Source organism: Bifidobacterium sp. LH_424, assembly GCF_056356895.1.
Map to the genome: position 1 here is coordinate 85,488 of NZ_JBKEVC010000011.1, position 14,864 is coordinate 100,351.

The following is a 14,864-nucleotide window of genomic DNA, read 5'->3' on the forward strand; positions in this document are numbered from 1 at the left end:
GTCCTCTTCCTGACGGAAGGGGACCTCATCGTTATGGGGAAGGCCGGTCGCAGGTCTCACTCTGACGAGAGGGCCGGAGACCGCCTAGCCTAGCGTGTTCAGCGCTCGGAGGCCTCCTCAGTGGCGGCCTCCCCTTCGCGCTCGACGCGAATCTTGTGGCCGTCGGCCTGGGAGACGCCGTAGTAGGCGGCCACGGCGATGTCCTTCATATCGTTGATCAGCGGGATGCGCGGGTTGGCCGGCGTGCACTGGTCCTCGTAGGCGCGCATGCCGATCTGGTCGAGGACGCTCCAGAAGTAGTCCTCGTCCACGCCGCACTCCTGGAAGCTCTTGTTCATGCCGAGCTTGTTGTCGCGGTAGTCCTCGACGGCCTTCGCCAGGTTCTCGACGGCCTCGGCCGGGGTCTTGCCCGGATCGATGCCGAGGTTGATTGCGATGTCGCGGTAGCGCTCGTCGGCGATGTACTTGTTGTACTTCGGCCACGAGGTCGGCTCCTCCGGCACCTGGCCGTTGTAGCGGATCACGTACGGCAGCAGGATGGAGTTGGTGCGGCCGTGCGCGATGTGGCACAGGGCGCCGATCGTGTGGGCCATGCCGTGGCACATGCCGAGGAACGCGGAGCCGAACGCCATGCCGGCCATGGTGGCGGCGTTGTGCATCTTCTCCTGCGCGTTGGTCTTCTCCAGGCCCGGCTCGCCGTTGACGGACTCGGCCAGGTTGTCCCAGATCAGCTTGGCGGCGTGCAGGGCCATGCCGTCGGTGAAGTCGTTCGCGTACACGGACACGTACGCCTCGAAGCTGTGGGTCAGGGCGTCGAAGCCGGCGTCGGAGGCGAGCTTGCGCGGCTGGGTGCGGGCCAGGACCGGATCCACGATCGCGACGGACGGGGTGAGCGCATAGTCGGTGATCGGGTACTTGTAGCCGGTCTTGTGGTCGGTGATGACCGCGAACGGCGTGACCTCGGAGCCGGTGCCGGAGGAGGTCGGGATGCACACGAGCTTGGCCTTCTTGCCCAGCGGCGGGATCTTGAACGCGCGCTTGCGGATGTCGAAGAACTTCTCGCGCACGTCGGAGAAGCTGATCTCCGGGTGCTCGTAGAGCAGCCACATGATCTTGGAGGCGTCCATCGGGGAGCCGCCGCCGACCGCGATGATCGTGTCCGGCTCGAACTCCTCGCGCATCATCTCGGCGCCCTTCTCGACGGTCTCGACCGACGGCTCCGGCTCGACGTAGTCGATGATGCGGAAGGTGACGCGGTTGGAGCGGGCGCGCAGCTGGTCGATGATCTTGTCGACGATGCCGAGCTGCTCCATGACCTTGTCGCACACGATGACGGCCTTCTCGATGCCGTACATGTCGCGCAGGTACTTGATCGCGTTCGGCTCGAAGTAGGTCTTGGCCGGGATCTTGAACCACTGCATGTTGTTGTTCCTCCGAGCGATGCGCTTGATGTTGACCAGGTTCACGGCCTGCACGTTGCCGGACACCGAGTTGCCGCCGTAGGAGCCGCAGCCCAGGGTCAGCGACGGGGCGATCGCGTTGTAGATGTCGCCGATGCCGCCCAGCGAGCTCGGCTGGTTCCAGATGATGCGGCAGGCGTGCATGCGAAGGCCGTACTCGCGCACGAGCTCCTGGTTGTTGGTGTGGATGGCGGCGGTGTGGCCGGCGCCCAGCTTGAGCATGGCCTCGCACATCTCGAACGCCTGCTCCTTGCCGTCGGCCTTGAGCACGGCCTGCACCGGGGCGAGCTTCTCGTGGGTGAGCGGCTCGTTGTCGGAGACCTCGGAGCACTCGGCGGCGAGGATGGTCGCGTCCGCCGGGATCTCGAAGCCGGCGGCCTTGGCGATGTACTGCGGGGACTTGCCCGGCACCACGGAGTTGAGCTTCGGGGTCTGGCCGGAGCCGGCGGTGCAGCCGAACATGTACTGCTCGAGCTTGGCCTTCTCCTCCTTGTTCACGAAGTAGGCCTTGCGGCGCTTGAGCTCGGCGACCAGACGGTCGTAGACGTCCTTGTGGGCGATGATGGCCTGCTCGGTGGCGCAGATCATGCCGTAGTCGAAGTGCTTGGAGAGGACCAGGTCGTTGGCGGCGCGCACGACGTCCACGTCGGAGTCGACGTAGGCCGGGGCGTTGCCGGCGCCGACGCCGAGGGCCGGCTTGCCGGACGAGTACGCGGCCTTGACCATGCCCGGGCCACCGGTCGCCAGGATCGTCGCGATGCCGTCGTGCCTCATCAGTGCGCCGGTCGCCTCGATCGACGGGTGCTCGATCCACTGGATGCAGTTCTCCGGGGCGCCGGCCTCGATGGCGGCGTCGCGCACGATCTTCGCGGCGGCCACGGAGCACTTCTGCGCACCCGGGTGGAAGCCGAAGATGATCGGGCAGCGGGTCTTCAGGGCGATCAGGGACTTGAAGATCGCGGTGGAGGTCGGGTTGGTGACCGGGGTGACGCCCGCGACCACGCCCACCGGCTCGGCGACCTCGTCGATGCCCATGACGTCGTCCTCGCGGATGATGCCGACGGTCTTCTGGCCGGCCAGGTAGTTGGTCACGTGCTCGCACGCGAAGATGTTCTTCGTGGCCTTGTCCTCCACGAGACCACGGCCGGTCTCGTCCACGGCCATCTTCGCCAGCACGAGGTGCTTGTTCAGCGCGGCGACGGACGCCTTCGCCACGATGTGGTCGACCTGCTTCTGGTCGAGCTTCTCGAACTCGTCCAGGGCCTTGAGGCCCTTGGCGACGAGCGCGTCGACCTCCGCCTGCGCGGCGGCCTGCTTCTCCTCCGGGCTCGGCTTGGTGGGAGCCTCGGTCTTCTTTGCTTCTGCCATGAATCCTCCTCGATGTGCGTTAAGCAAAACTCGTGTTCTGTAATCTCCCGCCGCTGGGGCGGACAACGTTCGGCCGGTCCGACTTCATGTCGTTCTCTGTGGCCTGCGTCACAATATAACGAATTGGTCAACGACCTGCATGCGCACAAAATCGACGGCGTTTCGCGTGCGAATATGGGCGTTTTATGTAATGTTTTGTGCGATAAGGCGAACAAAAGCGCTCAAATGCCGGAAATTTGGTGCTTTTTGTTCACTTTTTGATGAAAATCACAGCCGCCCGACACGCCCCACTGCCTCACTTTTTAAAAGTGGTTTTCTAAAAGCCGTCCCCTAAGACTAGAATACATAAACCCACTTCACAAAAGTCAACCGCCCACATCCGCGTCATTGCGCCACTATACGCGCGCCACGCCCGACAATATGCAAAATCACTTTTATAAAAGTACACTATCAGCACAAGCATACTGTCGGTATTGCATCCAACGGAGGTCTCGCATGAAGGCAATGCCATCGACGGCGGTGAAGGCACACAACCGCATCGCCATGACCCAATACCTGTACCATCACGAACACGTCACCAAGCAGGAGATCGAACGCGAGCTCGGACTGAGCCTGCCCACCATCACCCAGAACCTGCGGGCGCTGGAGCAGGACGGCATCATCCGCCAGGGCGAACTGCAGCAGTCCACCGGCGGACGCAAGGCCCGCGGCTACGAGTTCAACCCGGACCATCGCACCGCCATCGGCGTGGCCATGCGCTCGAACGAGGTGCGCATGTGCGCGGTCGATCTCAACGGCACCGTCGTCGAACGGCTCGAACGCACGCTCCCCTACCGCAACGCCAACGTGTACTACCAGCGCGTCGGCGCCATCATCGAGAACTTCGCGGCGGAGGTGGAGAAGAAGCACGGGCCGGTGCTCGGCGTCTCCTTCTCCGTCCAGGGCATCGTCAGCCACGCCGGCGACCGGATCATCTTCGGCAACATCATGCGCAACACGGGACTCACGCTCGACACGATCACGCAGTCCATCCACCGCCCGTGCATGATGATCCACGATTCCGACGCGTCTGCGATGGCCGAACTCTGGTTCGACCATTCGCTCACCGACGCCGTATGCGTCTACCTCGAACGGCGGCCGGGCGGCGCGGTGATCGTGAACGGCAAACTGTACCAGGGGCCGAACATGTGCAACGGCACCATCGAGCACATGACGCTCGTGCCGGGAGGCCGCGAATGTTACTGCGGCAACCGCGGCTGCATGGACCCGTACTGCTCGCCCGAATCCCTCACCGAGGACTACGAGTCCATCCCCGGCTTCTTCAGCGTGCTCGAACAGGGCGAACGCCACCACCGCGAGCGCATGAACGAATGGCTCGACTACGTGGCGCAGGCGATCGTCAACGCGCGCTCGGTGATCGCCGGCGACGTGATCGTCGGCGGCGAGGCCTCCCAGTATCTGGAGGATTCCGACATCGAGGACCTCAAGCAGCGGGTCATCAAACGCAGCCCGTTCGGCACGGAACGGTTCACGCTGCGCCGCAGCACCCACGCCGAAGACCAGACGATCATCGGCGCGGCCCTCAGATACGTGGAGACCTATCTGAGCGAGATCTGCGGCGAGTGAGGCGCCCGTTCCCTCCGCGCGATTTTGGTGCGCGAATCACCCGATTCGCGCACCAAAATCGCGCATAGCCGTTGGTAATCCGTTCAGGCGCGGGTGAGGACCTCGGCGAGCGCCTGAATCACCGGCTGCGGCATGTGCGAATCGAATTCACGGCTCTCGTCCACGCCGTGCAGGTCCTCGATCGTGTGCATGGCTGGCAGCGCGTCCTTCCCGAGCTCCTTGACCATCGCGTAGGCGGTCTCCTTGGTGAGGTAGAGCATCTGCGCGTCCTTGAGCACAGCGAACGCGTCCTCGACCACGGTGTCGCCGGCGAGCGGCAGTCCCTTGGCGAACGTCACCGTGAGGCCGTCCGTCGCAGCGACGCCGGAGACACGCACGACGGTGCTCAACGTCGCCGCGTCGTAGCTGACGTCGGCGGCGAGCGCGCGGCCGCCGGATGTGACGGCGACGTTCGCGGCGGCCGCCGCGTCGACGCCGCGGAGGACGAGCGTCCAGTCGCGCGTCTCCGGCACGACGCCGGCGGCACCGGCGACCGGCGCGACGGTGAACGTCGCGGCGTCGCCGTCCGCCTCACCCACGGTCAGCGACAGCGCGGTCGACGCCCAACGCACGGACGCCTCGGGCGCGCCGTCGTCCTCCCACAGCGTGAACGCGCCGCTCGCGCCGGGGAAGGCGACGACGCGCAGGGACTTCGGGTTCGCGATCGAGTTGAGCGGCTCGCCGGCCGTCTCCTCCTGCAGCGGCACGATCGCGCCGGCCTTCGCGAAGACGGGCATGCGGTCGAGCCCTCGCCACGCCTCGATGCGACGGCCGGCGGCGGGACGCGACTCGTAGCGGCGCCCGTCGAAGAAGTCGAACCACGTGCCCTGCGGCAGCCACACGTCGGCCTTCGCGCGCTGCACGCTCTTCTCGGCCGGGGCGACGATCGGCGCGACGAGCAGTTCGGTGCCGAAGCGGAACTCGTCGACGAGCTTGTACGCGTCGCGGATCTCCGGCCAGTCCCAGTAGAGCGGCTGGACGAGCGGCTCGCCCTCGTAGGCGGCGCGGCGGTTCATCGTGTACAGGTACGGGATCATCGCGTGGCGCAGGCGCAGCGCGGCGGTCATCGCGGCGGCCACGTCGCCGTGGAAGTTCCACGGCTCCTTGCCGTTGAACGGCGAGTCGGTGGAGTGCAGGCGGTTGATCGGGCTGAACGCGCCGAACTGGTACCAGCGCGCCTCCAGCTCCTCGTCGCGGTAGCCGAACATGTGGCCGCCGATGTCGTGGCTCCACCAGCCGTAGCCGATGTTGGAGGCGGTGGCGGTGAATTCGGGCTGGAACTTCAGGGACTCCCAGTTGACGACCGTATCGCCGGAGAAGCCGATCGGATAGCGGTGCGAGCCGGGGCCGGCGTAACGGGAGAAGGTGAGCGGGCGCGGGTTGCGCGCGGCGTAGTCGCTGCCGTCGGCGCGCGCCGAGTCGAGGTAGTGCAGGTGGTTGAGGCCCCACAGCGGGTCGAGGCCGGGCTGGCGGGTGGTGCCGCCCTGCTGCCAGTCGAGCCACCAGAAGTCGACGCCCTCGTCCTCCATCGGATGGTGGAGCTTGTCGAAGTAGGCCTCCATGAACTTCGGATCGGTGAGGTCGAACTGCACGGCCTCCTCGGTCTTCGGGTCGATGCCCATCGCCTCGGCGAGTTCCGGGTAACGTTCCTCGAACGCGCGCACGCCGTCCTTCGGGTGCACGTTGAGCGTGATCTTCATGCCCTGCTCGTGCAGCCACGCCATGAAGCGCTTCGGATCGGGGAAGAAGTCCTTGTTCCACGTGTAGCCGGTCCAGCCGGAACCGTACTTCGGGTCGACGTCGTCGACGAGATGCCAGTCCATGTCGACCACGGCGGTGGTGAACGGGATGCCCTCCTTCTCGAACCGTTCGACGAGCGTCATGTACTCGGCCTCGGTGTAGCGGTGGTAGCGGCTCCACCAGTTGCCGAGCGTGAAGCGCGGCAGCAGCGGGGTCGGTCCGGTCAGGCGGTAGAGGTCGTGCACGGCCTCGCGGTAGCGGTGCCCGTAGGCGAACAGGTAGAAGTCGGTGGTGGGCTCCGGCTTCGGCGTCACCCACGTGCCGAACGGGTTCGCCTTGCCGTTGACTTCCGGCGTCTCGCGGATGATGTTCGACTCCGAATCGTCGATGACGGCCCAGCCGTCGGTGCCGTTGACGCCGGGACCGACGGGGATGCGGCCGTTGGCGAAGTCGAGGGTGCGCGCCGTGCCGCCGAGGTTGCGCATCTGATCGTCGCCGTAATGCCACGTGTTGTCGATGGCCTTGACGTTCTTGATGGTGGCATACAGGCCCTCCTTGCTGAACGGGGCCTGGTTGTAGGAGATGTGAAGCGATGGGGTTTCGATCTCCAGCCATCCGTCGCGTTCGACGACGGTGAACTCCGGTGCGGCGTCCGGGCCGAAGTCGCGGTTGAGCACGGACTGCGTGGCGTCGTCGACGAACCGGCCGGAATCGGACCATTCGAAGCGGATGAGCGACTCGGTGATGACGCCGATGCGCCACCGGTCGCCCTGGATGATGCGGTCCGGGTTCATCGCCGGATGTGCGCCAAGCGTACCGAGCGAGAAGAGATTGCGGTCTACCACGTGAACTCCTTTGTCGTGTGCTGCGTATCGTGATGTCCGATTGGTTGACATCTACGATAATAGCGCTTGCACAATATGAGCCACGCTCAAGAAAACTGCGATATCATTCTGCGGAATATCAATATGTTTCCGCCGTGATTGGATTATCATAGCGCTTGCATACACAACGGCGTGCATGCATTACACTTCCCCTCAACAGCTCACCCACGCGCACGATCCCGTTGCTGAGATGACGTGAGCGACGCACATCAGGATGCATGCGCGTGACGGTACTGCGACGGTGTCACGCCGGTCTCGTCGCGGAACCGGCGGTTGAAGTTGGAGGCGTTGTCATAGCCGCTCATCCGTTGGATACGTGCGATCGGCAGATCGGTGCAGGTCAGCAGGCGGCAGGCGCGCCCCACGCGCAGGCGACGGACGAAATCGGCGAAACCGATGCCGGCCACCCGTTTGAAGAAGCGGGAAAAGGTCGATACGCTCATCGAGGCCGCTTCGGCGGCATCCGACAGCGTGACCGTATCGAGATGCGACGAAATATAGGCGATGGCGACGTTGACGTCGTCCTCGGCACCGAAGGCGACCTGCGGATTGTATCCCGGGGTCACCACGGTGCGAACCTCATCCGCCGGCGCCTGTTGGAACACCGTGAGGATGGCGATGAGGTCGGCCACGCGCCGCGCCGCGTCATGCTCCCCCATCGTCTCCAGCAGGCCTCCCGCCTCGTGCGCGGAGTCTCCCGACAGGACGAGTGCATGCGACGCGCGACGCACCACCTGCTCGAACCCGGCGGTCTCGGGGAACGCCGACGCCAGCAATCGCAGCGTCTGCGGGCGGACATGGCACAGCACGTCACGATGGGCGAGCCGTTCGCCGGGGATGATGTCCGACAGCCAGTTATGAGGCAGGTTCGAGCCGATCATCGCCACATGCCCCGCCTCGAACGGCATGAGTCCGTCCCCGGCCATGAGCTGTCCGCTTCCCTCACGGATCAGGTGGATTTCGATCTGCGGATGGTAGTGCCATCGGGCCAACGCGCTCGGATACCCGTGGCTCGACCAGCGTATGGCGGCGTCCCCATCGGGGACGATCACCTCCAGCGATCCAGCATCCGAGTATGGGATCATGCCGGCGTCACGCGCATCCATCGCCAACCTCCTCGTCGATTCCTCCACGATACCGCACCGTCCGCCGCCCGATGTCCGGCCTCCGATCGTTCACCGGCTCCCGTCGACGGATACCACCGGGCATCGGAAAACGACGTGACGACCGTCCGAGGAACACCGGAAATGCCGATGCGCGCCGGCGGCGGAAAAAGGGAATCCCGCCGGCCCGTCATCGATTATTCATGGCGCCCCTCGGACGGCCGTCACGCCGCCGTCGGACGGTCACCTGTCAACCGCGCGATCAGTCGCGGTCGACGGTGATCTGCAGCTTGATGTCACCCGGACGACCCTCGTCCATACGGTCGAAGGCTGCCTTGGCGTCCTTCATCGCGAAGGTGTCGGTGATGAAGGGCTTGAGGTTGAGCCTGCCGCTGGCGACCAAATCGATGGCCTTCTGGTACACGTTGGCGTAGCGGAAGACGTTCTCGATACGCACTTCGGTGGCCTGCAGCTCGGTGATGTCAATCGACACCGGATCGACCGGGATGCCGACGAGCACCGCGCAGCCGCCGGGGGCGATGAGCTTCCAGAACGTCTCGTAGGCCTTCGGTGCGCCGGAGCATTCGAACGCCACGTCGGCACCCCAGCCGCCGGTCTCCTCGCGGACCCGCTCGACGAGATCCTCCTTCGTCAGATCGACCGGGATGACGCCCGGAATCTGGCCGATGATGCCAAGCTTGACGGCGGAGACGTCGGAGACGAGCACCTTGGAGGCGCCGCCGGCGAGCGCGGCGGAAGCGGTGAGCATGCCCACCGTGCCCGATCCGGTCACGACGCACACGTCGCCGGGCTTGATACGCGCCTTGGTGGCGGCCCACATGCCCACGGCGGTAGGCTCGAGCAGCGCGCCCTCGCCGAAGCTCATGTTGTCGGGCAGGTGGTAGGTGAACGCGGCCGGGTGGATGACCTCTTCGCACAGGCAACCGTCGATCGGCGGGGTGGCGAAGAAGCGCACGGCCGGGTCGACGTTGTACATGCCCAGTCGGCTGGCGCGCGAAGTCATGTCGGGGATGCCGGGTTCGAGGGCGACGCGGTCGCCGGGCTTGAAATCGGTGACGCCGGAGCCGACTTCGAGCACGGTGCCCGCGGCCTCATGACCGAGAATCATCGGCTGTTCGACGACGTACTTGCCGACGCGTCCGTGCGTGTAGTAGTGCAGGTCGGAGCCGCACACGCCCACGGTATGCGGCGCGATGCGCAGTTCGCCGGGACCGGGCGCCTGGACGTCCGGGACCTCGCGCACGTTGATGACGCCCTGCTTCTCGAGAACGACTGCCTTCATGATGATGCTCCTTTGATTGGATGGTTGTTGATGGTTGTTGGTTGATATGGATGGGAAAGACGGATCAGACCACGGCCGAGGACTGCGAGGCCATCGCCGGCATCGTCTCCGTGGACACGCTCCGATCGATGCGACGACCTTTCTCATCGAAACCGGGTTGCTTCGGTCGAATCCACAGGGAGACGACCGATCCGCCGATGTAGCAGATCGCGTACGCCCAGCACACGCCGGCGAACCCGACCGTCTCCAGCAGCACGGTGGCGATGAACGGACCGCAGAAGGTCGTCAGACCGGAGGCGAGGTTGTGCGCGGAGACCGCGGCCCCCTTGTGCTCGGGCTCCAGCGCGGGGAACACCGCACCCATCGGCACGAAGGCGGAGATACCCATGCCGAGCACCACCGCGCACAGGTACATGAGCGGCAGGTTGCGGCCGAAGAACTGGGGCACGTAGTACATGGCGAGCGTGCCGAGGGCGGAGAGCCAGCATCCCCACCAACGCATCTGGCGCATCCAGCCGAACCGGTCGCCCATACGACCCCAGAACACGTTGCCGAACACGGTGACGACGAAGAGCAGCCCCCAGATGGTGGACCATTCGGTGACCTTGAACCATGCGCCGCCGCCGTTGGTATGCGTGGCGAGGTACAGCGGCATGATGACCGGGAATCCGTAGAGGGTGAGGTTGCAGATCACGCGCAGCACGGCGGCGAAGGCGATCTGGCGGTTCTCCTTGAGGATGGTGACGCCGCGGGAGAGTTCACGCAGCTTGTCGGCGGTGCTCATCGCGTCGAGATCGGCATTGCGTGTCTTCGGCACGAACCACAGGCAAATGAGCAGACCGGCAATCGAGAACGGCAGCGACACCCACAGCGAGTAGTATTCGCCGATCACCGGCGTGATGAACGCGGGCAGGTAAGCACCGAACACGCCGATGCCGAAGGAGTACGAGGTCCAGAACCATCCCATGGCCGAGGCCAGTTTGCTCGGGTCCACGGTCTGTGCGAGCAGTACCACGTAGCTGTAGATGAACAGCGGGTAGCCCATGCCGCGCAGCATGTACGACACCAGCATCAGCGGATAGATGTGGCTCGGCAACGCCACACCGATGAACACCAGGTGCAGAGCGATCCACGAGACCGCGCCGACCAGCATGATGCGCTTGGCGCCGAACATCTCCGCAAGCACTCCGGACGACCATCCGGCCAACGCCGCGACCAGACCATACATGGTGAACAGCATCGATGCCTGCGACGAGCTGAATCCCTGATCCACGACATACTTCGACAGGAACGTCAGCTCGAAGCCGTCTCCCGTCATGAACACCGCGATGGCCAGGAACCCCGGCAGCAGTGTTCTCATCAATCCCCGAGCCACGTTGTCTCCTTACCTGAACTTCGTTGTCTTTATCGCTCCTCGTTGAAGCGTTAATACAATTCTCCCGTGAGAAACACCGGTGTTTCCTCGCATTAGATGGCAAGAATTGATACTTTTTTGCATACCTTATGAACGCTCAGCAATTCCTTGAGCGGATACCCCACCTCACAGGACGTCGAGCGGAGAACCACGAAACACGCATTTTACAAAGTGACTTTACAAAAGTCGGCGCATGGGGTTATGCTAGGCGGCGATGGACGGAGATACCGCCCACATGCGCCGCAGGCGCACCAACGAAAGGACATCATCATGATGAGCAAGAAGAAGTTCATGGCAGCGGTTATGCGTGGTTTCGAGGCCAGCGGCATGAACGCCCTCGCCCAAGCCGGCTACAGCGAGGCCACCACCAAGGCATTCGAAGCCATCGAAAACCGCTGAACCGCAACAGCCTAAGAACGATACAGCAGCGGCATGGATGGCATGAGCCGTCTTCCTGCCGCACGTCGCGCATCGATAGGATGCATCGCCTTCGATGCCGAACATGATCGCCCAACGGTCATGTCGATCAATCAGATGCTCCAACAGGATCGGACAACGGCGTCCCCTCTCTCTGTTTCCCCCAAATCCCCGTGAGGCCTATGTGTTGACCACCGCGATCGCCCTGGGCCGCATCGCCCGCCCCGTCCGATAGTGTTTCCTCCCGTTGGCGGGTGGTGTGTGTCTGTTCAATGGGAAGTGGGCCGTGTGAGCGTGTGGATGTCTTCCGTGTGAGTGGCGGGTTTTAGTCCACTTCAGCGTGTGGTGAGAAACGAACGCCGGCCCGTCCTGCCCGTACTAGTTTCCCGAGTCGGAAGCAACCATCAGGTTTTCTCGGGAAAGGAAAGGAATGACGGTACCGGTGTCCGTGCAACAACGTATCAGGGTGCTTGACGCGCGTGGCGTGTCATGGAGAAGCATCGCGAAAGAGGTGGGAGTGGCCCGTGACACGGTCGCGAAGTACGCCGGGAGGGAGGATTGCTCGCCGGAACCGGAGCATCCCGTCTCGAGGCCGTCGAAGCTCGACCCGTACAGGGGCGTGATCGATGAATGGCTGCAGTCCGACCGGTTCATGCCGCGCAAGCAGCGTCACACCGCCAAGCGCGTTTACGACCGGCTCGTCGCGGAGAAGGGGTATGCGGGCTCGTATTCGCCGGTGCAGCGGTACGTGAAGCGGTGGCGTGAGGAGCATCGGCTCCCGTCGGACGGGTATCTCGAGCTCGAGTGGCATCCGGGCGAGGCGCAGGTCGATTTCGGTGTGGCGCAGGCCGTGATCGGCGGGGGCCGGACGGACGTGCATTGCCTGGTCGTCACGTTCCCGTACTCGAACATGCGCTGTTGCGTGGCCCTGCCCGGGGAGAACGCGGAATGCGTGTGCTCCGGGCTGCGCACGGTGTTCGAGCATGTCGGCGCGGTCCCGTTGACGCTGGTGCTCGACAACGCCACCGGCGCCGGCCATCGGATCGCGTGGGACAAGGTCACCGTCGTCAGGGTGTTCGAACTGTTCGTGGAGCATTACCGGCTCGAGGTGCGTTTCTGCAACCCGGACTCGGGCAACGAGAAAGGCAGTGTGGAGAACGCGGTCGGGTTCCTGCGCCGCAATATCATGGTGCCTCTCCTGAACGCGGAGTCCTACGGCCAGCTGACCCGGTACATGCTGGGACGCTGCGACGCGATGGCCAGGACGGATCACTACCGCAAGGGCGTGCCGATCGCGAGCCTGTTCGACGAGGAGAGGACGGGCATGCAGCCGTTGCCCGCCAAACCGTACGACGCGGTCAGGTGGGAGGTCAGGAAGGCCGACAAGGACGGGCGCGTGCAGGTCGATGGCAACTATTATCTCGCCGGCCCCTCGTGGCGCGGCTGGAGGCTCGACGTCGCTCTGCGCGCGTTCGACGTGACCATCCGCACCCGGGACGGGCGCACCTGCGCCAGACTGCCCCGCGTGTACGGGGACTCGCCGGCCACGATCCGCGACCCCGCCACCCTCCTGCCCGCGTTAAGCCGCAAGACCAACGCATGGCCCGATTCCACCATCCGCGACGATTTCCCGGACAAGCCCGGGCTCGCGATCGACCGCATGGACGCCAAGGCGCGCAGGAACGCGTTCCGGCTCATTTCCAAGGCCAGCGGCCAGTCCGGGTTCGGGGCCGCGGTCAAGGCCGGCGAGCACCTCGTCGAACAGGGCCATCCCCTCGACGAGGCCAGCCTGACCACCATGGCCCGCCGCATCGCCGCCGGCGAAAGACCGTACGAGCAGGCGGCCCCCGACCTGACCGGATACGACGTGTTCATGAAACCCCGCGAGACGGAGGAAAGGAAGGAGGCATAGGCCATGGGCTCGCACCGTCCGCCGCTCGTCATGCCCGACATGAAACGCCGCCGCGCGTCCACCGGCGAAAGGATCGAAACGATCATGGACCTCGCGCGCCGACTGCCCCTGACCCGACAGGTCCTCGCCGACCAACTCGCCGAAGCGACCCCGAGCCAGATGGAATTCATGGAGACCTGGATGAGGGCCGAACTCGACTCCAGGGAACGTTCCAAACGCTCGCGTCTGCTCAAGGCCGCCGGCTTCCCCGCCGACAAGGAACTCGACGGCTACGACTGGACCCCGATCCGATTCCCCGTCGACTACGGGCGCGAGCAGATCACGACCCTCGACTTCATCACCGGCCACGACGACCTCGTCCTGTTCGGCCCTCCCGGCACCGGCAAGACCCACCTCGCCATCGCGCTCGGCAGGAACGCGTGCCGGCAGGGCGTCCCGGTGCGCTACCATACGGCCGCGAGCCTGGTCATGCGGCTCCTGCGGGCCCAAGCCGACAACCGGCTCGACCGTGAACTCGCCGCGATCGGCAAGACCCCGCTGCTCATCATCGACGAGCTCGGCTACGTACCCATCGACGAGGAAGGCAGCAGACTCCTGTTCCAGGTCGTCACCAACGCATACGAGACCCAGAGCATCATCTACACCACCAACATCGAATTCAGCGGATGGGGCAGGATCTTCGGCGACCCCAACATGGCCGCCGCGATCATCGACCGCACCGTCCACCACGGCAGGATGATCAGATTCGAGGGCGAATCCTGGCGCAAGACCCACGCCCTCATGCAATAACCAACAACCAAACCAACAGCAGGACCGGCCAACACCGAAACGGCCTAAAACCATCCGCTCACACGGACCAAAAGAAACGCCGAAACGGCCCATATCAACTTGACAAAACACAGTGGTGGCGCGTGATCGTCGGTGGGTGGTCGCACGCGCGTGTGGTGACGTGGCGTGCGTGTCGTGGCGGGTTGTTTCCCCCGTCCGCGTGTGTGGCTTGTCCGGTGTCTGGGTATGGGTGGACCCCGGGAGCGTGTGCTCGACCGGGATCCTGTTCTCGTTGTGGTGCGGCGGCGTGCTACTCTCCCACACCCTGTCGGGTGCAGTACCATCGCCGTGCCAGGTCTTAGCTTCCGGGTTCGGAATGGGTCCGGGCGTCTCCCCTGGGCCATGACCGCCGCAAATCTTCAATTATCAGGAGGGAATCGTGTCCCGTGTCTCCTGATGGCTGGTGGTTTGGGGACCGGATGGTGGACGCTTGCCTGTCGTTTTTGTGGTCACGGACCGTTGTTCCGTGTCGCGTGTGTTTCGCGCAGTCTTCGCCGATGCTCTCCACACTCCTTGGGGGTGTGGGTTGTGTGTCGCGCTTCCCCGTTAGTACCGGTCGGCTCCACCCCTCGCGGGGCTTCCACGTCCGGCCTATCGACCACGTGTTCTACATGGGGGGTCACGGGCTTCGAAAAGCCCAGGGAATACTTATCTTGGAGCGGGCTTCCCGCTTAGATGCTTTCAGCGGTTATCCCTTCCGAACGCAGCCAACCGGCGGTGCCACTGGCGTGACAACCGGCGTACCGGAGGTTCGTCCACCCAGGTCCTCT

General features: G+C 64.5%; 9 protein-coding genes and 2 rRNA genes. 4 read left to right on the top strand and 7 right to left on the bottom strand.

The features are described 5' to 3' along the window. Nucleotides 1-98: 98 nt before the first annotated feature. Entirely contained in the window at nt 99-2,828 is a 2,730-nt protein-coding gene (gene adhE / locus AC1AYP_RS09185; protein WP_476503016.1) for a bifunctional acetaldehyde-CoA/alcohol dehydrogenase, read from the bottom strand. Between the two features lie 495 nt (nt 2,829-3,323). On the opposite strand from adhE, the gene AC1AYP_RS09190 reads away from it, so the two are divergent. Continuing rightward, on the top strand, nt 3,324-4,454 hold the full coding sequence (locus AC1AYP_RS09190) for an ROK family transcriptional regulator (RefSeq protein ID WP_476503015.1): 1,131 nt from the start codon (nt 3,324-3,326) through the stop codon (nt 4,452-4,454). An 83-nt stretch (nt 4,455-4,537) separates the two neighbouring features. On the opposite strand, the gene AC1AYP_RS09195 is transcribed toward AC1AYP_RS09190, so the two are convergent. The 4 genes from AC1AYP_RS09195 to AC1AYP_RS09210 all read right to left on the bottom strand — a co-directional run bounded on the left by AC1AYP_RS09195 (nt 4,538) and on the right by AC1AYP_RS09210 (nt 10,898). Then, on the bottom strand, nt 4,538-7,027 hold the full coding sequence (locus AC1AYP_RS09195; RefSeq protein WP_476503073.1) for a glycoside hydrolase family 31 protein: 2,490 nt from the start codon (nt 7,025-7,027) through the stop codon (nt 4,538-4,540). A gap of 299 nt (nt 7,028-7,326) precedes the next feature. Further along, complete coding sequence (locus AC1AYP_RS09200; RefSeq protein WP_476503014.1) at nt 7,327-8,223, bottom strand: AraC family transcriptional regulator; 897 nt, start codon at nt 8,221-8,223, stop codon at nt 7,327-7,329. Between the two features lie 259 nt (nt 8,224-8,482). Then, a complete protein-coding gene (locus AC1AYP_RS09205) occupies nt 8,483-9,523 on the bottom strand; it encodes an NAD(P)-dependent alcohol dehydrogenase (protein WP_476547618.1) in 1,041 nt (346 codons plus the stop codon). 64 nt (nt 9,524-9,587) lie between these two features. After that, on the bottom strand, nt 9,588-10,898 hold the full coding sequence (locus tag AC1AYP_RS09210; protein WP_101621810.1) for an MFS transporter: 1,311 nt from the start codon (nt 10,896-10,898) through the stop codon (nt 9,588-9,590). A 309-nt stretch (nt 10,899-11,207) separates the two neighbouring features. Between AC1AYP_RS09210 and AC1AYP_RS09215 the strand changes: the two genes are divergently transcribed. From AC1AYP_RS09215 to istB, 3 genes are all read left to right on the top strand, one after another. Continuing rightward, entirely contained in the window at nt 11,208-11,336 is a 129-nt protein-coding gene (locus AC1AYP_RS09215) for a hypothetical protein (protein ID WP_279324950.1), read from the top strand. 448 nt (nt 11,337-11,784) lie between these two features. Then, nucleotides 11,785-13,266: an IS21 family transposase gene (gene istA, locus AC1AYP_RS09220; RefSeq protein ID WP_476503011.1), complete on the top strand. Its 1,482-nt coding sequence runs from the start codon at nt 11,785-11,787 to the stop codon at nt 13,264-13,266. A 3-nt stretch (nt 13,267-13,269) separates the two neighbouring features. Then, nucleotides 13,270-14,055, top strand: a complete 786-nt coding sequence (gene istB, locus AC1AYP_RS09225) for an IS21-like element helper ATPase IstB (RefSeq protein WP_476503010.1) — start codon at nt 13,270-13,272, stop codon at nt 14,053-14,055. Between the two features lie 276 nt (nt 14,056-14,331). Here istB and rrf read toward each other — a convergent pair. Then, nucleotides 14,332-14,448, bottom strand: a 5S ribosomal RNA gene (gene rrf / locus AC1AYP_RS09230). 172 nt (nt 14,449-14,620) lie between these two features. Continuing rightward, a 23S ribosomal RNA gene (locus tag AC1AYP_RS09235) occupies nt 14,621-14,864 on the bottom strand; the annotation flags it as partial.